21 protein-coding genes are annotated in these 23,755 nt (G+C 40.6%); 9 read left to right on the top strand and 12 right to left on the bottom strand.

The window, feature by feature from the left end:
* The first annotated feature begins 270 nt into the window (after window positions 1-270).
* Window positions 271-1,143, top strand: a complete 873-nt coding sequence (locus NQT65_RS03385) for a DMT family transporter (RefSeq protein ID WP_256850506.1) — start codon at window positions 271-273, stop codon at window positions 1,141-1,143.
* Between the two features lie 64 nt (window positions 1,144-1,207).
* Here the strand turns inward: NQT65_RS03385 and NQT65_RS03380 are convergent, their stop codons facing one another.
* The 7 genes from NQT65_RS03380 to NQT65_RS03350 form a co-directional block, all read right to left on the bottom strand.
* The gene (locus NQT65_RS03380; protein ID WP_256850505.1) at window positions 1,208-1,894 is read right to left on the bottom strand and encodes a M15 family metallopeptidase; all 687 of its coding nucleotides are present in this window, start codon (window positions 1,892-1,894) and stop codon (window positions 1,208-1,210) included.
* A complete protein-coding gene (dapE, locus tag NQT65_RS03375) occupies window positions 1,894-3,024 on the bottom strand; it encodes a succinyl-diaminopimelate desuccinylase (RefSeq protein WP_256850504.1) in 1,131 nt (376 codons plus the stop codon). The genes NQT65_RS03380 and dapE overlap by 1 nt, the downstream gene beginning before the upstream one ends.
* Window positions 3,024-3,368 (bottom strand): ArsC family reductase, encoded by a 345-nt coding sequence (locus NQT65_RS03370; protein ID WP_055019375.1) that lies wholly within the window; start codon window positions 3,366-3,368, stop codon window positions 3,024-3,026. Before NQT65_RS03370 ends, dapE begins: the two co-directional genes overlap by 1 nt.
* A gap of 4 nt (window positions 3,369-3,372) precedes the next feature.
* On the bottom strand, window positions 3,373-3,870 hold the full coding sequence (locus NQT65_RS03365) for a PTS glucose transporter subunit IIA (RefSeq protein WP_004587775.1): 498 nt from the start codon (window positions 3,868-3,870) through the stop codon (window positions 3,373-3,375).
* Window positions 3,871-4,260, bottom strand: coding sequence for an ACT domain-containing protein (locus NQT65_RS03360; protein WP_004587776.1), 390 nt, complete (start codon window positions 4,258-4,260; stop codon window positions 3,871-3,873). It lies immediately after the preceding gene.
* Window positions 4,261-4,486: 226 nt separating this feature from the next.
* Window positions 4,487-6,646 carry a phosphate acetyltransferase gene (gene pta / locus NQT65_RS03355; RefSeq protein WP_256850503.1) on the bottom strand — a complete coding sequence of 720 codons (2,160 nt, stop codon included), beginning with the start codon at window positions 6,644-6,646 and terminating at the stop codon, window positions 4,487-4,489.
* A 2-nt stretch (window positions 6,647-6,648) separates the two neighbouring features.
* The gene (locus NQT65_RS03350) at window positions 6,649-7,863 is read right to left on the bottom strand and encodes an acetate kinase (RefSeq protein WP_126008737.1); all 1,215 of its coding nucleotides are present in this window, start codon (window positions 7,861-7,863) and stop codon (window positions 6,649-6,651) included.
* A gap of 300 nt (window positions 7,864-8,163) precedes the next feature.
* Between NQT65_RS03350 and yfbV the strand changes: the two genes are divergently transcribed.
* Window positions 8,164-8,610: a terminus macrodomain insulation protein YfbV gene (yfbV, locus tag NQT65_RS03345; RefSeq protein ID WP_004587779.1), complete on the top strand. Its 447-nt coding sequence runs from the start codon at window positions 8,164-8,166 to the stop codon at window positions 8,608-8,610.
* Window positions 8,611-8,741: 131 nt separating this feature from the next.
* Here yfbV and NQT65_RS03340 read toward each other — a convergent pair whose 3' ends face one another.
* The 3 genes from NQT65_RS03340 to xthA are packed head-to-tail and all read right to left on the bottom strand — an operon-like array spanning window position 8,742 to window position 10,998.
* Window positions 8,742-9,542, bottom strand: a complete 801-nt coding sequence (locus tag NQT65_RS03340; RefSeq protein WP_029772082.1) for a putative RNA methyltransferase — start codon at window positions 9,540-9,542, stop codon at window positions 8,742-8,744.
* Entirely contained in the window at window positions 9,539-10,186 is a 648-nt protein-coding gene (locus NQT65_RS03335; protein WP_024034028.1) for an energy-coupling factor ABC transporter permease, read from the bottom strand. The genes NQT65_RS03340 and NQT65_RS03335 overlap by 4 nt, the downstream gene beginning before the upstream one ends.
* Before the next feature lie 5 nt (window positions 10,187-10,191).
* A complete protein-coding gene (xthA, locus tag NQT65_RS03330) occupies window positions 10,192-10,998 on the bottom strand; it encodes an exodeoxyribonuclease III (protein WP_248530949.1) in 807 nt (268 codons plus the stop codon).
* A 241-nt stretch (window positions 10,999-11,239) separates the two neighbouring features.
* Between xthA and NQT65_RS03325 the strand changes: the two genes are divergently transcribed.
* The 4 genes from NQT65_RS03325 (at window position 11,240) to rluB (ending at window position 14,022) form a co-directional block, all read left to right on the top strand.
* Entirely contained in the window at window positions 11,240-11,671 is a 432-nt protein-coding gene (locus NQT65_RS03325) for a hypothetical protein (RefSeq protein WP_004587783.1), read from the top strand.
* 221 nt (window positions 11,672-11,892) lie between these two features.
* Window positions 11,893-12,414 carry an EF-hand domain-containing protein gene (locus NQT65_RS03320; RefSeq protein ID WP_256850502.1) on the top strand — a complete coding sequence of 174 codons (522 nt, stop codon included), beginning with the start codon at window positions 11,893-11,895 and terminating at the stop codon, window positions 12,412-12,414.
* Window positions 12,415-12,565: 151 nt separating this feature from the next.
* Entirely contained in the window at window positions 12,566-13,156 is a 591-nt protein-coding gene (gene scpB, locus NQT65_RS03315) for an SMC-Scp complex subunit ScpB (RefSeq protein WP_024034031.1), read from the top strand.
* Window positions 13,153-14,022, top strand: a complete 870-nt coding sequence (rluB, locus tag NQT65_RS03310) for a 23S rRNA pseudouridine(2605) synthase RluB (protein WP_004587786.1) — start codon at window positions 13,153-13,155, stop codon at window positions 14,020-14,022. The genes scpB and rluB overlap by 4 nt, the downstream gene beginning before the upstream one ends.
* A 228-nt stretch (window positions 14,023-14,250) precedes the next feature.
* Here the strand turns inward: rluB and NQT65_RS03305 are convergent, their stop codons facing one another.
* Window positions 14,251-14,997 carry a YciK family oxidoreductase gene (locus NQT65_RS03305; protein ID WP_256845924.1) on the bottom strand — a complete coding sequence of 249 codons (747 nt, stop codon included), beginning with the start codon at window positions 14,995-14,997 and terminating at the stop codon, window positions 14,251-14,253.
* Between the two features lie 227 nt (window positions 14,998-15,224).
* Between NQT65_RS03305 and NQT65_RS03300 the strand changes: the two genes are divergently transcribed.
* On the top strand, window positions 15,225-17,654 hold the full coding sequence (locus NQT65_RS03300) for a VolA/Pla-1 family phospholipase (protein WP_256850501.1): 2,430 nt from the start codon (window positions 15,225-15,227) through the stop codon (window positions 17,652-17,654).
* A 100-nt stretch (window positions 17,655-17,754) separates the two neighbouring features.
* Window positions 17,755-18,771, top strand: a complete 1,017-nt coding sequence (sohB, locus tag NQT65_RS03295; protein ID WP_029772521.1) for a protease SohB — start codon at window positions 17,755-17,757, stop codon at window positions 18,769-18,771.
* Window positions 18,772-18,834: 63 nt separating this feature from the next.
* On the opposite strand, the gene NQT65_RS03290 is transcribed toward sohB, so the two are convergent.
* On the bottom strand, window positions 18,835-20,166 hold the full coding sequence (locus NQT65_RS03290; RefSeq protein WP_004587790.1) for a dicarboxylate/amino acid:cation symporter: 1,332 nt from the start codon (window positions 20,164-20,166) through the stop codon (window positions 18,835-18,837).
* 188 nt (window positions 20,167-20,354) lie between these two features.
* Between NQT65_RS03290 and NQT65_RS03285 the strand changes: the two genes are divergently transcribed.
* Entirely contained in the window at window positions 20,355-23,657 is a 3,303-nt protein-coding gene (locus NQT65_RS03285) for an Ig-like domain-containing protein (RefSeq protein WP_256850500.1), read from the top strand.
* The last annotated feature ends 98 nt before the right edge of the window (window positions 23,658-23,755 follow it).

Here is a 23,755-nt window from a genome sequence, read left to right as displayed (position 1 = left end):
TGAAAGTTATTCTCCCTAAGGTCAGCGCGCGTTAGTTAAATTACGTGTATTTAAGGTAGGCAAATCATCATGAATAGCTTGTGAATACCAGAGGGTAGACGCGTAATTCCAGCAATTTAGCAGTATATAAAGTTATAATGCTGCGAATAAGATTAGAGTAATTACAACAATGCCGCTTTACATTTAAATGGCTCAGCTGTTTAAATACAGAGCTGACTGTGCAAGCCAATTTAAAGCATCTCATTATAAGGTTTTAGTTAAGGAGCGATTTTGAAAGCCACTTTATACACCCTCGTTGCATTAATAGCCTTTGCGGCAAATTCTTTACTTTGCCGTATGGCGTTAGCGCAAGGTTATATTGATGCGTGGAATTTTACAATTATCAGGCTCGTAAGTGGTGCCGTGTGTTTAGGCTTAATTATGGCTGTATATACGTATAACCTTAAGCGTAAGGGCGCGCTTAATAATGCTATTTTAAGTGATACCGGAAGTTGGCAAAGCAGTATTAGTTTATTGGTATATGCACTTTGTTTTTCTATTGCTTATATAGAGCTAGATACAGGCACCGGTGCGCTTATTTTATTTTCAGCGGTGCAACTTACCATGATTGGTTGGGGCATATATAAAAAAGAGCAGCTGAGTAAATTGCAGTGGGGGGCTTTTTTTGTCGCGTTAGCTGGATTTGTGTATTTAATGTTGCCCTCTGCCGCTGTGCCTTCTTTGTTAGGGGCATCGCTTATGGCGTTAAGTGGTGTTGCATGGGGCGTTTACAGTATACGTGGTAAAGCATGTGTATCGCCGCTGCGGACCACCGCCTTTAACTTTATAAGAAGCTTAGTGGCTATTCCTGTTTTATTACTTGTAGCAATAGGCTATTTAAAAACAGTAAGTATGCAAGGGGTGTTACTAGCATGCGCCTCGGGCGCCATTGCATCAGGCATTGGTTACAGTATTTGGTATGTGGCCATGCCGCTACTAAAAAGCACGCAAGCGGCGGTTGTACAGTTATGTGTGCCTGTACTAGCTACTATTGCAGGTATGTTGTTTTTATCTGAGCAGGTAACAGTGGAGTTTATTATTGCAAGCTCACTAATACTTGGCTCGGTATTGGTGTTTATATTAAATAAGCATACAGCGCGGTAATGCAAATAAAAGTTGCCACGTTTTATCAGTACTGATGCCTTTTAAAGTGAATAAAAGCACGCTATTAAGGCGGGCTTACATTTGTTATAAAACGTTTATATAGCGCGGGTAAATTATCTAAAATAGCTGACTTACCCTCTAAATCGCTGTTGCTTATACATTCGTAAAGCATCGCTTCGCTCAATGCGTTTACTAACCGCTGAGATTGCTTAATATGGCTAATATGCCAAAGTTCAGGTGCTACGCCGCCTAAATCCTGTTTGTAGGGGCGATAAAAACCATATTTAGCTAGATTTTTATCAAGCCACTGGCTGAGTGGCGCAAATGGTCCCCCATGTTGATATTCATCAGGGGTAAGTTGCAGCTTATAGTCATCGTTAATTGCAGCGGTATCATACACATCAAGGTCGGTACCTAAATGATGCCGACTAGCACCTGGCAAGGCAGAGTAGAGCATAATAGCCGTGCATTTTTCCAGCTCATTTAGTTGGCTTAAATCCACTATCTGTTGCTGTTTATTAAAAACAGGGCGTATACCTAAAAACTTGTTATTCCAAATCATAGCTTGGCGATTAAAATCGCGAAAACTTGAGGCAATAGTCAACTCAAAACCAGCATTTTTAGCGCCATTTTGCAGGGCTAAAAAGTCATCAATAATATCAGTATGTAACCGATGCGATTGAATCTCAGTGAGGTGTGTATCACTTTGTCCAGTGATACACATTGCTAATGTATTGGTATCGAGTGCCATTAGGTTAACAATTGCTCTAAAATTTGCTCGTAAATATCAGCTAAAGCGATTAAATCATCGGTGCTTACACATTCATCTACTTTATGAATAGTGGCGTTGCGCGGGCCTAGTTCAATCACTTTAGCGCCTGTTTGCGCTATAAAGCGCCCATCTGACGTACCCCCGGTGGTTTCGAGGTTAGTGGTTAAGCCCGTGACAGATTTAATCGCATTTACGGTGGCATCGACTAATGGGCCATGCTCGGTTATAAACGGCAAGCCATTTACTATCCAGCTTAAATCGTAGTTTAAGTTATGCGTTTGTAAAATAGCATTAACCCGTTCTTGAAGTTGCTGATGAGTTACTTCGGTACTAAATCTAAAATTAAATTGCACCTCAAGCTCGCCCGGTATTACATTACCGGCCCCCGTGCCACCATTTATATTTGATACCTGGAAGCTGGTTGCAGGGAAAAATTCATTGCCGTTGTCCCACACGGTTTGGCTAAGTTCAGTAATGGCGGGGGCAGCCAAATGAATTGGGTTTTGTGCTAAGTGGGGGTAGGCTACATGCCCTTGCACACCTTTTACTTTTAAAAAGCCAGTAAGGGAGCCTCGACGGCCATTTTTCACTACATCACCGAGTACATCTCGCGATGAAGGCTCACCCACTAAGCACATATCAATTTTTTCGCCGCGTGCTTCAAGCGTGTCTATTACTTTGGTTGTGCCGTTGATAAAGGGGCCTTCTTCATCGGAGGTAATTAAAAATGAGATAGAGCCTTTGTGATCAGGGTTTTTAGCCACAAAGCGCTCAGTAGCAACAAGCATTGCCGCCAGAGAGCCCTTCATATCAGCTGCGCCTCGGCCATGCAGCAAACCATCTTCAATTAAGCCTGAAAATGGCGGGTGCTGCCAGTTTTGTGCAGGTCCTGTAGGGACTACATCGGTATGACCTGCAAAACAAAAGTGTGGCGACTCGTTTCCTTTTCGGGCCCATGTATTGAGTGTATCGGTAAAAAATAACGACTCAATATTAAAGCCTAGGGCTTTTAAACGCTCGTTCATCATTGATTGGCAACCCGCATCTTGAGGGGTTACCGACTCGCGCTGAATAAGCGCTTGTGCAAGTGCAATTACTTCATGTGTCATTATTTAAATATCTCATCGTATTGCGCAGCTTTAAAGCCTAAGTGGTAGCTGTTGTCATTAACAAGCACTGGGCGCTTGATCATAGCTGGTTGCTCTACAAGTAATGTTATAGCAGTGTCTTTGCTTAGGTTTTGCTTTTGCTCATCACAGAGTGCGCGATAGGTTGTGCCACGCTTATTAACTAATTGCTCCCAGTCAATATGCTCAGCAAATTCGCTTACAAGCTGCTCGTTTACACCGTCTTTTCGGTAATCGTGAAAGGTAAAATCTATGTTGTTGTCGGCGAGGTATTTTTTGGCTTTTTTAATGGTGTCGCAATTACTAATGCCGTAAAGAGTGATCATAGGTTTAGTTCTTCTTAATAATAGTTAAAAGGGGGTCTACACCCGCATTTACTTGCGTGTGTGAATAATGAAAAGTGCCTAAATTATGGCCATTTAATAGCACCAAGCTGGCTAGTAAGGGCGATTTAAGTTCGCGTAAATCAAAGTAAGCTAAGCGCTGCCCTTTACTTATTTTGCTGCCATTTAGCTGTGCAATATGTGTGTGTGTAATAGGCTGCTGCGCCGGTAGTGACAAGTTAATGAGAACCTTTAAACCGTTATTTGCTTGGAGAATAAATTCACATCCTGCATTTTTAACCTGCACTAAAGTGCCATCAAAGGGCGCTAAAATTTTATGATTACTTAGTGCAACCAACATAGTTGGCCCAAGGGTAGAAAATTTAAAAAAGGGCTCAGGGTGCAGGTTCAAATCAATGACTTTGCCGCTAAAGGGACTGGTAATTTTTAATGCGCTGGCGGGGAGCTTATTTTGCGCTAAAAACTCGATAGATGCTGCTCTCATTTATTGATCTACTACTAAATTGTAGCCATCGTTTTTAAGTGCAGTGATGGCTTGCTGCGCAGTGTGTTTTTTTACCAAAATATAATCTGTGTCGTAGGTTGAGATAGAAAAAATAGAAATATTAGCCTTTGCAAGCACGCCAGATATATTGGCCATAATCCCCGTTAAAGAAAACCCCAACGGGCCAACCACTTCAAGTGCTTGCCAATCAGGCTCTGTATCTAAACACTCAATAGCAAAATGACTAGGGCAAACAATAGAAAGCTCATCATGAGTTTTAGAAATAAAAAATAGGGGTAATTTTAATAGCGCTACAGGAATGTCCGCATCCACTTCTAGACTATGAATTGACAACAGCGTGCTGTGTAATTGTAATGTTTGTTTTGACATTAATAACCTGCAAACAGCGTATAAAGTCAGTTAATAGTATAGATTATTGGCTTTAAATTAAAGGTGTAACAGTCACTAAAATAAAGGCTGTGTGACTGTGGGTAATAAGGATTTATAACTTACCCACAATTTCTGTGGATAAGTATGGGAATTGGTAGGTATAAATAGCCTAACTAACTAATTAATAAGTAAATATTAGCTAGGCTATAAAAAGCACTAGTTTGATTTAGGCGTTTTCGAGCGCTTCAACTTGAGCTGCTTGAATAGCCGTAAGTGCAATGGTGTACACTATGTCATCGACTAATGCGCCACGGCTTAGATCGTTAACGGGCTTTCGCATACCTTGTAACATAGGCCCTATGCTGATTAAATCGGCACTACGCTGTACGGCTTTGTAGGTTGTGTTACCGGTATTAAGGTCTGGGAAAATAAATACCGTAGCTTTACCGGCTACTGGGCTATTTGGTGCTTTTTTAAGAGCAACATTTTCCATAATCGCAGCGTCGTATTGCAATGGCCCATCAATAATTAAATCTGGACGTTTTTGTTGAGCAATTTGCGTGGCTTCACGCACTTTTTCAACATCGGCGCCAGAGCCAGAAGTACCAGTGCTGTAGCTTATCATGGCAACACGTGGCTCTATGCCAAACGCAGCTGCAGAATCAGCTGACTGAATAGCGATATCTGCTAATTGTTCTGCATTAGGGTCAGGGTTAATTGCACAATCGCCATATACTAGTACTTGGTCGGGCAGCAGCATAAAAAACACAGACGATACAAGTGATGACCCTGGAGCGGTTTTAATTAACTGCAGCGGTGGGCGAATTGTATTAGCTGTTGTGTTAACTGCGCCAGATACTAAGCCATCGACTTTACCTTGCTCAAGCATCATAGTGCCCAGTACAACATTATCTTGTAATTGCTCTTGTGCTACGACTTCTGTTAAGCCTTTGCTTTTACGAATTTCGACCATAGGTGCAACATAGTCGTTAATCACCGATTTTGGCTCAACAATACTTACATGTTCGTTAAGCTCAATACCTTGTTGCTCGGCAATACGCATGATTTCATCGCGTTCGCCAAGTAATACTGTTTTTGCAATACCACGTTGTCCACAAATAGCCGCGGCTTTAATAGTACGCGGCTCATTTCCTTCAGGAAGTACCACTGTTTTAGCAGCTTTACGGGCTTTATCTGTAAGTAAATAACGAAACGCAGGAGGTGAGAGCTTACGTGTTTTGCCAACATTTTTTGCAAGCGTATCAAGCCAATCAGAATCGATATATTCTGCGTTGTGATCTTTTACTTTTTCAATACGTTGGTCATCATCGCTTGGTACTTCCATATTAAAATTATGCAGTAGTAATGATGTACGCCAAGTATCGGCCTCTGTGGCTAAAATAGGCAAGCCTGTTTGCATTGCTTGTTCACACAGCGCCATTATACGCGGCTCTGGTTCAAAGCCACCGGTAAGTAAAATAGCACCAATTTTAGTGCCGTTCATGGCGGACAAACACGCAGCGACTAAAATATCTGAACGGTCGCCTGGGGTGACTAATAATGCGCCCGGTGTAAAGTGGTTCAAAATGTTTGATACGGTACGCGCACAAAACGTAATACGGCGTAAGCGACGGTGTAGCATGTCGCCTTCGTTAATAATGGTGGCTTTTAAATACGCGCTTAAATCTTTAACGCGCGGCGCAACTAAATCAAAGTCCCACGGGATGGCGCCTAACAGCATAAATGGGTTTTTTCTAAAAATAGGTAAAGAAGCTAAACGGTTTAATTCGTTATCGAGCTCTTCTGCTTTGTATGAATCGACCAAATCAGCGCGGGCGCGGCCTTCTTCATCAAGCGGGGCATTCACTTTGTTAAAAATACAGCCTAAAACACGCGGGTGATCAATGCCACCATAATACCCAGCAGCAATTTCTAAACGGTCTTCAATTTGCGTAATGGTGTAATTACCAGGGGTTAATACAAATACAATATCGGCACCCAGAGTTTGGGCTATTTCGCGGTTTACACGCCCTGCATAAGGTTGGCGGCGAGTAGGCACCATACCTTCAATAATAGCCACTTCGTCATCGTTAATTTTACTTTCAAAGCGCTCTACTATTTCTTCAAGTAAGTCATCGCCTTTACCATCGCCAATCATTTGCTCTGCATAGCTTAATGCAAAGGGAGTTGGTGGGGTAATTGATGAGCCTTGCATAATAATTTGAGTCGACTTTTCAGGGCCTGTTTCACCCGTACGTGGTTGGGCAATTGGCTTGAAAAAGTTAACTTTCACGGTTTTTTGCTCAAGCGCACGCACTAACCCGACAGAAACAGATGTTAAACCAACACCCGTAGAAACCGGTATTAACATAATACGACGTGCCATAATTAAAGCTCCTTCACAATGTTAGCGGCATCAAGGGCAATTACCCATTCTTCATTAGTTGGCATTACAACCGCTTTAGTGGTCGCGTTGTCAGAGCTAATAATGCCTTCATTACCAAATCGCGCATCTAAGTTGGCTTGTTTATCGCAATCTAAGCCTAAAAACGCCAGTTGTGTAATTACTTTTTCGCGGATAATATCTGAGTTTTCGCCTATACCACCGGTAAAAATAAGCGCATCTAACTGCTGTAATGGCACCATGTAGGCGGCAATTTGTTTAGCAAGGCGGTAGCAAAAAATGTCAAGTGCAAGGGCGGCTTTTTCATGGCCAGCTACAGCAGCTTCTTCTATGGTTCTGCAGTCGTTAGACAGTTCACTAATACCTAACAAACCACTTTCTTTATTAAGTAAGTTGTCGATTTGTTTTGCATCGTAATTAAGTTGTGTTGTTAAAAAGTTAAATAAACCAGGGTCGATATCACCGCTGCGGGTGCCCATTACTAACCCAGCAAGCGGGGTTAAGCCCATGCTAGTATCTACACTTTTACCGCCTTTAATTGCACACACAGAACAACCATTACCTAAATGCGCACTAATAAAATTACTTTGCTCAACAGGCTTATTAATTAATTTAGCGGTTTGGCCTGCTACATAATAGTGGCTTGTGCCGTGCATACCGTAACGGCGAACACCGTGCTCTGTGTATAGCTTGTAAGGGAGTGCATATAAGTAGGCTACTTTATCCATGGTTTGATGAAATGCAGTGTCAAAAACAGCAACCTGTGGCAAACCAGCAAACGAAGCCTGCGCTGATGAAATACCCAGTAAGTTTGCATGGCCATGTAAAGGGGCAAGGCTTGAAGCATCTGAAATACCCGCAATGACTTTTTCATCTACTAATGCAGATTGAGTAAAGTGCTCACCACCGTGAACAACACGATGGCCTACGGCAATTAAATGCTCATCTAAGTGGTGATCTTTAATTAGGCTCACAAGCGTATTAATGGCTTCACCATGCGCTTGATTAGCAGCTAAGGTGATAACGGTTTTATCACCTTGGTATTTATATTTAATAGATGGATTTTCTGAACCTAGGCGTTCAGCTAAGCCCGAAATAATTTCATGCCCGTTATCAGCATCAATAATGGCAAATTTTAAACTCGAACTACCACAGTTTAATACTAAAACGTGTTGTGATTTAGAGGGCGTAGTTGGCATAGATACAGTTTCCATAAACAATAAATTTAGTAAGTGTACGTTAAGATATGAACAATACACTTAAGGTACAAATTAAAGGTAAACTTAGCCACCATATAGGTGATAAAAAAGCGACTAAAGTCTAATTTATAAGATGCGTATTTTAACCCAGTTAACAAATTTAGTTTAGTGTTTAGTTGCTTATATATACAAAAACAATAACTTTTACTGCTAAAGTGTGAAGCTATTTATTTGTGTTACACTTACAGGCAGTGGCAAGCAGGCGCTACGGGTTTAAAAGTTTAGATGTGAGGAGTCATGATGCAAAAAAGTGTGATGTCACAATTACAAACGGGTAGGGTATATGCAAAAAAATGGCCTATGCGTAAAGAGTTAGCACCGTTGTTTAACGAATTTAAAGTAATTAAGGCAACCGAGCTGGCAATTACTGTAATGCCAATATTAGCCATGCTTACTTTATTTTTTCAGCTTAACTATTTAGGCCCCGATTTTTTACCGCAAGCGATTGCCAGTGCATTGTTTTTTTTGTCGTTGCCGTTGCAAGGCTTGTTTTGGTTAGGTAAGCGAGCCGAAACACCATTAGAACCTAGCATGCAAAAATGGTACAACGAGTTATATACCAAAATGGTGGCAAATGGCTACCAAGCCCAAATAAGCGAAAACAAGCCCCGTTATATGGAACTTGCACACTTATTAAAAGACATGTTTGATAAAATGGATAAAGCGTTTACTAAAGAACAATTTTAGAGCGCGTTTATCTATAAGTGTATGAGCAGAGCGCACGCTTTGCTCCATTTATTTAAGCACTCCCTCTGGCATATGAGCTAACTCAATATAGCCGGGCAGTAACTTCCTCACAAACACTCGTTATTAAAACATCAATCGGCTTTACTAAACTCGGTAATGTAAAACGATAGGGTGACGCTTTGGGCGCCTTTTTCTTCAAGAGTTTGCCAATGTTCAGGTCTAAATTTCCACGCAAACGGTGTCATCATTATCAAATTTTTAATATCTGAAAAATTAAGCGTAACCTGCTCTGTAATGAGCTTTTGATCTGCTTTTATAAAGCCGCTTGGCGTGTCAATTTCAGTGTGTTTTGCTACATCTGCATAAATATATTCTTTAAGCTCTTTTAAATGCCACGGCCCTGGGCTTGCAACTACTAATGTGGCATTTGGCGCTGCTAAACGCGCCAGCTCTTGCTCAAACAAAGGCGCAAAAACACTAAGTAATACGTCAGCAGTGCCTGACTTAAAAGGCGCTTGGCTAATTGATGCAACGCTAAAATGACATTGTGGGTATCGCTTTGCTGCATATTTTACGGCTGATTTAGAAATATCGACGCCGTATACCTGCGCCTCTATTTTATCGGCAATGGCATGAGTATAAAATCCTTCGCCGCAGCCTAAATCTATTAGCACGTTTGGTTTGCGCTCACTAATTATATTACTTAATGCGCGCTGTAAAAATGCGTAAAAGCCTTGCTCTAAAAAAGCACGCCTTGCTTGTACCATTTCGAGCGAATCACCCGGTTGCTTTGAGTTTTTGTGTTGCACCGGTAGTAAATTTACATAGCCTTCTTTGGCAAAGTCGAAGGTGTGATTATTGTCACATCGAAGTGATGAATTATGTTTTAAAAGTGCGTGGTTACATAAAGGGCATTGGTATTGCAGACTCATGAGTCTAGGTAGTCCTTATCATAAAAAGTTTTGACCCAGTGTGGCCGGTAAGTGATCAAAAGCGTAATGGCCATACCGTTAAGCATTGCCTCAGGAAACCAAATGATAGCACTTAGGTATACGTAATTATCTGCCAATTCTTGCCAATTATATTGCCCTATAAGCAAATAAAACAAAGCCCCTAAGCTTATTTTTAGACATGCAATAAAGCCTGCCAATATAAAAGAGCATACAAAAATATAAACAAAAAAGTGACGCGGTAAATACTGATAACTCATTATAAAGCCAAGGTAGCTTAATAATGTAGGAATAAATGCACCAAACAGTATTTGCATGGGCAAAAGATTAAGATCAATGTTTGCAAAAGCTGCCAATAGGGCACTGGCCAGTAGGCTACTTAAAATAGCAAGGCGCCACCCTAAAATTAGCGTTGCGGCAGTTACACCTAAAATGTGTAAATCAAGACCGCTTAAAATACCCGCTTTAATTTGCCATAACATGGCAAATACTAAGGCACACGCAAGTACCCCTATTTGCCGTGCAGGCGTTTTATAAAGTGCTTTATAGGTATTTTTTTCTACGCTTATAAAGGTAATAATTAAAACAAGGGCCCAAAGTAGCCCTTGCATTTTAAGCGTTAACATAGCAATTATTTAAAGGTTGACCAAATTGGCGCATGGTCAGAGGGCTTTTCTATGCCGCGTAATTCGTAATCTATGCCGGTATCAATACAGCGCTCGGCAAGGGCATGGGTAGCAAGTACAACATCAATGCGTAGGCCACGATTATCTACAAACCCTTTAGAGCGATAATCAAACCACGAGTATTTGTCGCTTGTTTCAGGGTTTTGCTCTCTGAAGGTATCTTTAAAGCCCCAATTTAATAATTTAGCAAGCCATTCGCGCTCCTCTGGTTGAAACGAGCACTTACCTGTTTTAAGCCAGCGTTTAGCGTTTACTTCACCAATACCAATATCTAAGTCGGTGGGCGAAATATTGATATCGCCCATAACGATAACGTCTTCATCGGGCGTGTGGTTTGTTTCTAAATGGGTCATTAAATCTTTGTAAAACTGGCGCTTATAAGGGAATTTTGTTTCGTGATTTATATTATCGCCTTGTGGGAAATAACCATTCATTACTGTTAGGTCGCGGCCATTTTCTTGCTCAACTGTCACACTTATCATGCGTTTTTGTGCTTCTTCAGTGTCGCTGGCAAAACCTTTTAAGACCGATTTAGGCTCATTTTTGCATAACATTGCCACACCGTAGTGCGCTTTTTGACCATGAAAATAAACGTGGTAACCCATTTTTTGTACGTCCTCGAGAGGGAACGCCTCATCATGAACTTTAATTTCTTGCAAACCAATAATGTCTGGCTGGTGTTTATCTATAATTGCTTGTAACTGGTGTAAGCGAGCTCGCAGACCATTGATATTAAAAGAAATAACCTTCATAAAATTTACCTTTAATTAGACTCTGTTTTTATAACTAAATTGTATCAGTAAATAAGCCTACATAACATGATCGAAATGAGAAAATAGCTGCGCAAATGTTGATCAATTGGTGCGTAAAGTTTAAACATTGTAAATTCTTTATTAATTATTTAAATAAATAAAAAATTCAATTGCTCTCGTGATTGTTGAATATATAATGCGCAAAAATTACTTGTTTAGTCGTTCAAATAGGATCTCTCTCATGAAAACACAATTACTTTTAGCTACTGCTTTATTAGCCTCTGCGTCTGTATCAGCAAAAAGCAACACTTACTTTAGCCAAGATAATAAACTTGAATCTAAATTATGTGTATTAAGTGCAAATGAAGGCTTTAGCGCAGCGCGTAAAGAAGCAGCACAACACGGTGTATACCTATCGCGTTTTTCTAAAAGTGTTTTATGTAATGGTCAAGATATTCGCGACATTGCTAAAAAAGTAACGTCTAACCAAGCTGCTGAATCAAAAGTTGAAGTGTTTGCAAAAGATGCACACCAAGAAACACAGTTATGTATCACAGCGTTAAAGCAAGGCCTTGCGCCTGTTCGCCAAAAAATTGGTAACTTAAACTCATTAAAGTGTAACGGACAAAACGTAACTGAATTTGTAAAGCGTTACCAAAACGCAGCAATCTAATTGCGCGGTAACATGTAGATTAAAATAATGCCCAGTTTGTACTGGGTATTTTTTTGCAAAAATTACAAGGTATGCAGCAATCATTGCAAAGCTAAGTAATTGATTAATGTATATAAAATAAGCTAAATACACGTAACTTATTGATTGTTGGCGGCTTGTGCACTTTGGCATTGGACTTGTATTAGTTAAAGTGACATTTACTAACTACAAGGATACGTCTTATGAAAAAGTTAACACTCGCAACAACTATTTTAGCTTCGTTAAGTTTAGCCGCTTGTGCCTCAAACCAAGGCCTTGAAAAAATCGATAGCGATTTTGCAAGTTTAGATAACGACAGTGATGGTTATATTTCAAAAGTAGAAGCAGATGACGATAGCATCTGGGGCCACTTTTCAAATATTGATACCAATATGGATAACGAGATCAGTCGTAAAGAATTTAACACTTACATGCAGTTAAATACCGGTAAGGTAGCGACTGACAGCGAAGTAAGTGAGTCGGCATTTAAAGCTAAAATAGCTAAATTTGATAAAATCGAAAATGATTTTAGAAGTTTAGATAACGACAAAAATGGTTACATCTCAGTAGAAGAAGCTGACGATGATGATATTTCAAACCATTTTGGTTACATGGATGGCAACAATGATAAGCGCATCAGTAAAAGTGAGTTTAAAGGCTACATTAGCAAATACGGTAAAGCCGTTGCTGAAGATGATGCACTAAAGCATTATAAAAACAGCTAATATTAGCTAAATACGCTACACATAAGAGCCAGCATTAATTGCTGGCTTTTTTGTGCATTTAATTTGTTTTAAAAGCAGATATATTTTCCCCCTTTTGCGATGTTCTGTCATAATAGATGGCTACGTATTTTAAAGGGCAAAGCAAAATATTATGGCGGGTCGTCGAATTAGTGATGAACAATTAATTGAGATCATTGAAGCGGCTATATTTGTCGCAGACAAACCTGTTAGCAAACGCCACTTAAAAGATACTGTATTGGCTGATTTAGCTATTTCTATGTCACGAATTAACACTGCAATAGACGCTATACATACCCACTATCAAACACGTGGCATTAAGCTAGTTGAAGTAGGCAGCGGCTATCGCTTTCAAGCGTGTAGTAGTTTAAGCCCTTGGCTTAGTAATTTATGGCAAGAACGGGCACCTAAGTACTCTCGCGCACTACTAGAAACATTGTCGTTAATTGCCTACAGGCAACCAATAACGCGTGGTGAAATAGAGCAAGTACGAGGTGTAACAACCGGATCAGCAATTATTAAAACCCTCCTTGAGCGAGAGTGGGTTAAAGTAGTAGGGCATAAAGAAGTACCTGGTAAACCAGCGCTTTATGCAACAACAAAATTATTTTTAGATTATTTTTCGTTAACCGGTCTAGATGAACTCCCTGCATTGCCAGCGCAACAGGAAAGTAAAATAAACCAGTTATTAAGTGATCCTTCTGTGAGAGAACCATCCGAATGAGTATTCAAGGTGAAAAGTTACAAAAAGTCCTAGCCCGTGCAGGGGTAGGCTCACGACGTGAAATGGAAAAATACATTGATGCAAACCGCGTTAGTGTTAATGGTAAAGTGGCTAAATTAGGAGACCGTGTTGAGGAAACAGACTTAATACGTGTTGATGGCCACAGCGTAAAAATTGAAGAAAAAGCCGACCGTATTTGTCGTGTAATTATGTACAACAAGCCAGAAGGGGAGTTAAGTACACGTAAAGACCCAGAAGGACGTCGTACTGTTTTTGACCGTTTACCACGCATAGACGGTGAGCGTTGGATTGCTGTTGGTCGTCTAGATATTAACACGGCAGGTTTAATGTTATTTACCAACGATGGTGAGTTAGCTAACCGCTTAATGCACCCAAGTTATGAAGTTGAGCGTGAATATTCAGCCCGTGTATTTGGTGAAGTGACCAATGAAACCATTAAAAACCTAACGCGTGGCGTAGAGCTAGAAGATGGTCCTGCTAAATTTTTAACGGTTAAATCTTTGGGTGGTGAAGGCATTAACCGTTGGTACAATGTAACGCTAAACGAAGGACGTAACCGCGAAGTTCGCCGCTTATGGCAATCTCAGGATGTAGAAGTATCGCGCCTTATTCGTATTCGTTACGGAAAATTAGAGCTAGATAAGCGCCTTCCTCAAGGTGGTTGGGCTGAACTTGATTTAGAAACCGTTAATTATTTACGCAAAACCGTTAAATTAGGTCGCGAAACACAAACTAAACTGTCGGTTATGCCTGAAAAACGCAAAGACAAGCGTGCTAAAATTAACCAAATTCGTAAAGCGGTTAAAAAGCATAACCAACGTGTTAAGCAAACTAAGCGTAAGTAATACTAACCCGCAATAATACTTAATCATTTTGCGGGGTTAAACGTGTCGTTACCTAGGTAAAAAAATGCTCATTTAGCACAGCTAAATAGCGAATTTTTTGCCTAGCGATCAACACGTTTTTCTAGCCTTGAAATAGATAATTTAATTAAGCGAATTGGTATAATTACCAAAAATTACCGACAAAAAAGCCGCAATGTATGCGGCTTTTTTTATAATTAAAAATGTAGTTTACTTTTTTTGTTGCGCATCGAGAGATTCACCGTTTACATCGCTCGAGTCATCACTCATTAAATATAAATACGTTGGCATTAAATCTTCTGGGGTAGCAAGCTTATCGCGATCCTCCCCTGGATACGCTGATGCGCGCATAGAGGTACGCGTTGCGCCAGGGTTTATACAATTTACACGGATATTGGTTTTACCTACTTCGCAGGCCCATGTTTGCATCATGCCTTCAACTGCAAATTTAGATATTGCATAAGGCCCCCAAAATTCGCGCCCTTTACGGCCAACGCTTGATGAAGTGAAAACAATAGAGGCATTCACTGATTTACGCAGCACAGGGAATAGCGCTTTGGTGATCATTGCTTGCGCAGTAACATTCACTTTCATGATGTTTTCAAACGTAGAAGAGCAAAAGTGCTCAAGTGGCCCGAGCGAACCTAAAATACCGGCATTATTTAATAAGCCGTCTAATCGGCCAAATTGACTTTCGATTGTGGCTGCTAAATCGCGGTAGTTTTGTTTTGTCGCGCCTTTTAAGTCCATTGGCACAATAGCAGGCTGAGGGTAACCAGCATTGACAATCTCATCGTAAACGCATTCGAGCTTATTTGTTGTTTTACCAAGTAAAATAACTGTCGCGCCATGCTTTGCGTAGGTAATTGCTGCTACGCGGCCAATACCATCGCCGGCCCCTGTAATTAAAATTACTTTATTTTGAAGTGCATTTGGAGTTGCTTGATAAGTTTGCATATAAATACCAATTTATAAAATTTTTTTGATTTTAACATAGCAAATCGTCAAGTAATCGAATTTATTGAAAATTTAGGTGGCGGAATTATATACTTTACGTTAAGTTTAACTGGTCTAATGTCTCATTAATAAACTGATTACATTGTTTTAACTTTACTACACTGATTAAACACACTTACTTTGAACGAACACACTATAAAAATAAAGATATGTGCGGAGCCAACAATATGAAAAAAATGCTACTCTCACTCTCGGTTACAGCTGCGTTAGCAGGTTGTGGCGGCGGAGAAACATTAGAAGATGTTAAAAACGATACTGCAACCATAATACCTAATGCCACGGTGACCTTTGACCCTGCGAATGGGGTTTTATCTGTCCCTAACGATTTATTAATGAGCGGCACTCAAGACGGCACAATTAATATTCCAGGTGAATTAGACGATGATAACGTCTCTGTGCCTCGCACTGCTTATGCAGATCCGCAATTAGCGCTAGGTGCGTTAGATGGCTGGTCATCGCAAGTGCCTTACAAAATTGATTTAACTTTCCCGACAGGCGTATCGCTTGATGAAACCTCTGCAGCGTCGCCTGGTACAGTAAGAATTTTTGAAGTGGTTATGGGCGCAAGCTTAACTGATGCCGAATGTGCTGTTGTTACAGCTGGTTCAGCGTGTAAATTGGTAGGCGAATTAACCTATGGCGTAGACTTTATTTCTCAAGCCTCTGGCGATGCAGTAGCTATTATCCCATTAAAGCCTTTCACACCAGGAAGTTCATACATAAATGTATTAACCACTGGATTAAAAGACTCTCAAGGGCGTTCTATTCAGCCTTCTTCTACTTACGCTTCTGTAAGTGAAGAAGCGCCATTGATTACTGATGCTCAGCTTGGTCTTCAAGCGGCAGTAAATAGCTATGAGAATGTGGTTGTAAGCTCAGGTGATATTACTAAAGATGATATTATATTTTCTGCTGCTATGACCATTCAATCAGCAGGTCCTGTGCTTGGCACAATTAAAAACTTACTGGCAGCTAGCTTACAAAATGATGCTTTGCCAACACCAATGGTAAGTGTACCTGAACAAGCAATGGTAAATGTGCAGCAAGTATTTGCAGCTGCGGGTGTTAGCGTATCGGATGCGTTTTCTGGTGTGCAATATTTAAAAGGTAGCGTTATGTTACCTATGTATTTAGGCACCCCAACAGGCACTGAAATAAGCGATTTAAATGATACATATTGGCAAGGTATGTGTGACAACGCGGTAGCTGTTTTAGGTTACAAAGCTGCAGCAGGCGAGGCTTTCCCTGCAGAGCCAATTAGCGATAATGATGGGCTTTGTGCTGCGTTAAGTGACGGACAGTTGCGTGATTTAGGTTTAGACACTTCGCGCCATTTAACTAAGTATAACTCTATTCCTAAAGTGCAAAGCATGGCGAATGTGCCAGTGCAAATAACCAAACCTATTTTACCGGTTATTAATTTTATTCGTGATTCACAAGGTCTTGATCCAATTGAAATGCCAGAAACTGGCTGGCCAGTTGTTATTATGCAACACGGTATAACAACAGACAAAGAAAGCATGTTGGCACTCACTGCACAACTGTCAATTCAAGGTTTTGCCACAGCGGCGATTGACCATCCCCGCCATGGTGAGCGTGGTGTAGATGTTGACGCTGATGGGACAGATGACTTTAATGCAACAACGGGCTCAGTACTAAGTTACATGAATTTAAACTCTTTGTTAGTGGCTCGTGATAGCTTGCGTCAATCATCAGCAGATTTATTAGGCTTACGCTTAGGTTTAAACTTTATTAATGATGCAACAATTAACGCACAAGATGTAACCTATGTAGGGCATTCTTTAGGCTCTATTGTTGCACCTGCATTTATAGCTCAGGCTAATACTCCGCTTGCAGATACAGTTGACCCATTATTTAAGGTAAACACTGTAGCACTTGCCAGTGGCGGTGGCGGTATAGCAAGCTTTTTACTTGAATCGGCTGCGTTTGGGCCATTTATTCAAGGCTCTGTATTATCGCAAGCTGGTACAGCAGAGTCGCAAGAGTTTAACGAGTTTTTACAAGCGGATGCTATTTCAAACTGTGGTACATTATTACCAGATATGGAAGCGTTTTTAACTTGTGGCTATCAGGCCTATGTAACCTCACTTACTACGGCAGGGGAAACTACAAAACTTGCCAACATCCAAGCGGTAATGACCGAGTTTGCTTTTGCAGCGCAAACAGCACTTGATAGCGGAGACCCAACAAATTACGCAGCAGCGGTAAATGCTTTAGGTACACCTGTATACACTAATGTAGTTGTAGGCGATGGCGCAGATAACAAACCAGACCAAGTTATTCCGCCAGCGGCAGCAAATAACCCTATATCGGGCACAATTCCGTTAGCAACATTTATGGGGCTTGAAACAGTAAGCACTTCACAAGCACTAAGTGAAACCCCGGCGAGTTATTTGGTGAAATTTACAAAAGGGCACCATGGCTCAATTTTAACGCCAGCACAAGACGATGCCCAAGCGGCAACTGTTGAGGGCAGTGCAGCAGCAAACGCTGAAATGCAGCTCCAAGTAGCTACTTATTTAGCTGCACGCGGGCGTATGTTATTAGTCAGTAACCCAGAGGTTGTGACTGATTAATCAGCAAATACCTTATTAACCTTGAAAAGCCACTGTTTAGTGGCTTTTTTTTGTTATAAAGCATGATAAATTAGCTTAAATTTATAAATGGAGAGACCAGTTGGAATTTTTATACGAATACGGTTTGTTTTTTGCTAAAACGGTTACCTTTGTTATTGCTATTGCAATTATTTTAACCCTTATTGTGGGTTCAGCAGTAAAGCCTAAAGCTAAAAAAGGAGCCATAGAAATAGACGATTTGTCTGAGCAACTAGATGACTTAAAACACAGCTTTTTAGAAAACACTTTAACTAAAAAAGAGTTAAAAGCGCATCATAAAGCGCAAAAAGTCGAGTCTAAAAAAGCAGCAAATGATGAGCCGAAGCCACGCCTATATGTTATTGATTTTATAGGTAGTATGGACGCTCATGAAGTTGAAAGCCTACGCGAAGAAGTGACCGCAATTATTGCCATTGCTAATCCTGAGAAAGATAAAGTATTAGTTCGCTTAGAAAGTGGGGGCGGCGTGGTGCATGGCTATGGCTTAGCTGCATCGCAATTACAGCGTTTTAAAACTGCAGGTATTAAGCTTTCGGTTTCTATTGATAAAGTAGCAGCGAGTGGCGGTTACATGATGGCCTGTGTGGCCGATGAAATATTAGCGGCTCCTTTTGCTATTGTTGGCTCTATTGGTGTTATTGCACAAATACCTAACTTTAATAAAATTTTAAAGAAAAACGATGTAGAGTTTGAGCAAATTACAGCAGGCGAATTTAAACGTACGTTAACCTTGTTCGGCGAAAATACAGATAAAGCCCGCGAAAAATTTCGTGATGAAATAGAGCAAACACATGGTTTGTTTAAAGAGTTTGTAAGCAGCCAACGGCCAACACTTAATATTGATAATGTGGCAACGGGTGAGCACTGGTTTGCAACACAAGCAATTGAAAAGGGCTTAGTTGATGTAATTAAAACCAGTGATGATGCGTTATTAGAGCAACAAGCTGAGCGTCAAATATACAAAGTAAAATACAAAATTAAGAAAGGATTAAGTGATAAGTTAGCAATTGGGCTTAGTAGCTCTGTAAATAAAGCAGGCGTTAATTTAATGTCGCGTTTTAAAGCAATGAACCCATAAAACGTTATTATAGATAATAAAAAAACCCTTGCTTAGCAAGGGTTTTTTTATGGGCTTAAATAATTATTCAGTAGATTTGTGGTAATCTTCTAAGTCTTTAGCTGCGTTCGGGTCGTTAAATATTGTTTCATCTAATTGACCTTCTGATTTAGCAACCACACAAGTTACCATACAGTCACCCGTTATATTAACGGCTGTGCGCGTCATATCGAGTAATCTGTCAACACCAATAATAATTGCAATCCCTTCTACTGGTAAACCTACTTGGTTAAGTACCATTGCAAGCATGATTAAACCCACACCAGGCACACCTGCGGTGCCTACCGAGGCAAGCGTTGCGGTTAGAATAACCATTAAGTAATCAGAAATCGTTAAATCAACAGCAAACACTTGTGCAATAAATACTGTTGCCACGCCTTGCATAATGGCTGTGCCATCCATGTTAATGGTAGCGCCTAGCGGAATAGTAAAAGAGGCAACCGAGTTATTAGCGCCGAGTTTTTTGGTCGCAGTTTCAAGTGTAATAGGCATAGTCGCGCTTGAGCTTGAAGTGCTAAAACCAAATAAACACGCATGTTTCATTTTAGCTAAAAAGGTAAGCGGGTTAAGGCCTGTTAAGACTTTTAAAATAATACTGTAATTAATAAACGCGTGAATTAATAACGCCGCCACTACTACAAGGAAGTACTTAGCTAGGCTGAGTATTAATCCCATTTCGATAGTGGTAAAAAGTTTAGCCATTAAAAAGAACACACCGTAAGGTGCAATGTTCATTAGTAGCGTTACTAGTTTTAAAATAACCGTGTTTAAATCTTCAAATACTGCGGCTACACGTTTACCTGCTTTGCCACTTAGCGCCATTGATACACCAAATAAAAGCGCAAACACAATAACTTGCAGCATGTTCCCTTTAGCCATTGCTTCGAATGGGTTAGTAGGGAACATATCGATAATCACTCGCGCTAAGGTAGGGGCTTCTTTAGCATTGAAGCTTGCATCTGATGGCAGTGCAATGCCTTGACCTGGGTTAAATAATAACGCCAGTGAAATAGCTACGGTAATTGCCACGGCAGTTGTAACTAAATATAAGCCAATCGATTTACCACCTAAACGGCCTAATTTTTTAGGATCGCTCAAGCTACACGTACCACACACAAGCGATACAAATACCAGCGGCACAACCAACATTTTTAAGCTGGCAATAAAAATTTGTCCGCCAACATGGAAAAGGCCATCTACAAAAAAAGCTTTAATTGGCAAAGAGAATAACCCAAGAGGAATTAGATAATCGTCTTCACCAGCTAATATAGCCTGAAATAAAAAGCCTACTGCAATACCCAATGCCATGCCAATCATGATACGGGTAGTTAAACTCATTGAACGTATTTTAGACATATTCCCTAATCTATTTTTTCAAATTTGCCATAGACTACCAGCAAGGAAATATTTACTACAGAAAAAAATAGCCTTTGCGGAATTATTTACATAAAAAAGTGACAAAAAACTGTGATATTAGACTAAGTTATAGGTTAATATTAGGTAAACAACTATTAGTAAATAATAACAACGCTAGGGAGAGGTCCATGCCTTTAACGCGACTACTCAGCATTACACTATTTAGCATTTTGCTTTGCGCTTGTGGTGGTGGTGGAACAATCGAAAAAGACGGCACCATCGGAGATGATGACGATTCTACTACAGAAACATCCACTTACACGGTAACTTTAAAAGGTTACTTACAATCTAGTGACACTGAGTCAAACACGGTCACAGCGGCTGCTCCTTTAGAGCTTAGAGCTACTTTAGAAGATGAAGATGGCGATGCAGTATCAGGTGAGCGTATTACTTTTACCCTTGCTGACTCAATCGGTGAACTAAACCCTACAGCAGGTACAGCGTTAACCCAATCAGATGGTATAGCGATACTGGAACTGACCGCGGGTGAAAATGCAGGAGCTGGTGAAGTAACAGCAACCTATACAGTAGATGGCGAAAGTTACACCGATACGTTTGCATTTGAGTCGGATGGCGCACAATCAACAGATCCACAATTGAGTGTAACGCTTGTTGATTCATCTGGGGCTACGACTCGAAGTGTTGATTATTTAAACCCTGTTACCGCGCAGGTTGAACTATTAATTGATAATGAACCCGCTGCTTACCAATTAATTGAGTTTGTACTTACTGGTTTAGGGAGTATAAATCCTACAAATGGTACAGCTTTAACAAACGAACAAGGCATTGCAACAATTAGCTTGCTTGCAGGGACTGAAGCTGGGGCTGGCTCTATTGTGGCCACCTACACCGATAACGAAAATACTGTTTATAGCTCTGAAGGTTATACATTTACAACTGAAGGGGATGCGCCCATTCAAGGTGAATCATTAGACTTTTCTATTGGTTTAAGCCTTACCTCTTCAACGACGTTATCAGAAATTAGCACAATCAGCGCCGCAGATAGCGCAGTTGTTAAAGCAACTATTCTTGACGGAGATGGCGTTGAAGTTGAAGGGGCAGTTGTAAACTTCTCATCAACTTTAGGTAACTTAATCCCAAGTATTGGTACTGCACTAACGAATGAAAGTGGTGTTGCATCAATTAACTTAACTTCGGGTACTGTAGAAGGTGCAGGCGTTATAACAGCCCAGTACGAAGGTGTTGAGCAAACGCTGGGTTTTTATACAAAAGGTGATGCTGTAAATCCAGACCAAAGTACTGCAGATATTAGTTTTTCAATTCTAGAAAATTGTCCAGCAGACTTTAAATCTCAAAGAGATGCAAGCCAGTGTGATCTTGTAACTAGTATCTCAGGTGATTCAACGGCGATTCTTTATATCGAAGTGACTAACGAGAATTCGACAACTCCTCTTACGCAGACCCTAGTAACAGCGAGTACAACAATTGGCTCAATTACACCTTCAACTGGCACGGCTATTACCGATGCAAATGGTATCGCACTTTTAGATATAGTTCCTGGTCAAGATGTAGGCGCCGGTGAAATTACTGTGTCAGTGCTCGATAGCGATTTAACTAAGGCATTTCAAATTGCTGCTGTAGATGTTGAAATTGCTATTAGCAGCTCGGTTGCAGACGATGAACTATTAGCTGCAGGTGCAACAGCACTTATCTCAATTGAAATCTCAAAAGACGGTGAGCTATATACCACACCACTTACAGTTGAATTTTCATCTGGTTGTGTTGGCTCTGGCCAAGCACTTATAGACGAAACAGTAACCAGCATTGGCGGCTTTGCACGCTCTACATACCGTCCGCTTACTTGTGTGGGTGGGGATATAATTACGGCTACCGTGATCACCGGTGGCGATACGGTTTCTGCTAGTACCACTATAAATGTATCACCTGCCAATATTGGCTTTTTACAATTTGTAGAAGTGACTGAACCAGTAATTGCATTAAAAGGTACGGGTGGTGCTGACAGAACTGAAATCTCTGAAGTAACATTTAAACTTGTGGATTCAAATGGCAATGATTTAGCTTCAAGAACGGTTAACTTTGAGCTGTCAACGGCAGTCGGTGGTATAACGTTAGGCACAGCCAGTGCAATTACTAATGCCAGCGGTGAAGTGACTACTTCAGTTCAATCGGGTTCAATTGCTACGCCTGTGCGTGTTATCGCTTCCAGCGAAGAAGACGTAGATGGCGACACGGTTATTGTAACCGCCCCTTCAGATATTCTTGTAATTAGTACAGGCATTGCGGATCAAAATAGCTTTTCGCTATCTCGTTCTATATTTAACCCTCATGCGTTAAATGTTGATGGTAATACCGTATCGGTTAATGCTCGCCTAGCTGATCACTTTAACAACCCTGTGCCAGATGGAACAGCTGTTAGCTTTATAACAGAAGGGGGCGTAATAGAGCCAAGTTGTACAACAACCAATGGTACGTGTAGCGTAACGTGGACTAGCAGTAACCCGCGCCCGTTTACTGACTCTATGTATGAAAATACTATTACGCAAAAGTGTGATGGTGGCTTACCATGCCCATTAGGAATTTTAAATAATGACTTAACGGTAGATTTACCGCTAGGTGGTCGCGCCACTGTACATGCCTATGCAATTGGTGAAGAAACGTTCTCTGATTTAAATGGCAACGGCTACTTTGACAGTGAAGACTTTTTTGATGATTTATTTGATATCCCAGAAGCCTTTATCGATAACAATGAAGATGGCACCTATGGCGGTAAAGACTGTAATGATGGTACCGACCCCTGTTCACGCGATAACTCAACCGGTGATGAGTTTGAAGAATTTGTCGATTTTGATGGCAATGGTACATGGACCACAGAAAACGGCCTATACAATGGTTTATTGTGTCGTGAAGAAGACGAAGCCGCAGGTGTTTGTAGTCGTCAAATGGTTAATGTATTTCAAAACCAAGAAATCGTTATGTCGGGTGATACTGCATACTTTAGGCTAGTTACATACGCAGATGATTGTTCTGCTATCGCGGGTGCAACCGCTTCAGAGGTACGTGTAAACAGCGACCCTGCAAGTCCGCTTGTTCGCCGTGTGCAAAACGACCCCACTAGCGCAATAATGTGTCAGGTTGACTCGATTGACTTAACACAAACTACTGGTGCATCAAGTTTAAACCTTACGGTATTTATAGCAGATATATATAACAACCCAATGCCTGCTGAAACAACCATTTCTATTGACACAGACAACGGTATTTTAACAGGTAGTGATAATTACACTTACCCTAATACAACAAGTATTGTGCCTGTTGGTTTATCGTTTGGTATTACGCGTGAAGACTTAGATGGAGGAAATGAGCAGTTTAGTGGTATTTTAACCGTTACTGCCGAAGCGCCTTCTGGGTTAGAAAGTACGCTTTCTGTTAGCGTAACCGACGATTTATAATCGGTAGAATGTAAAAAATGCCAACCTTAAGGTTGGCTTTTTTATTTGTGTTCTATATATTCCACAGCAATTATTTTAAAAACACCGGTTTGTATAAT

The sequence above is a fragment of the Pseudoalteromonas agarivorans genome (assembly GCF_024518735.1).
GTDB classification, from domain to species: Bacteria; Pseudomonadota; Gammaproteobacteria; order Enterobacterales; family Alteromonadaceae; genus Pseudoalteromonas; species Pseudoalteromonas atlantica.
Note: the sequence above shows the minus strand (reverse complement) of the source record. Positions and strands in the feature narration are given on the sequence as shown.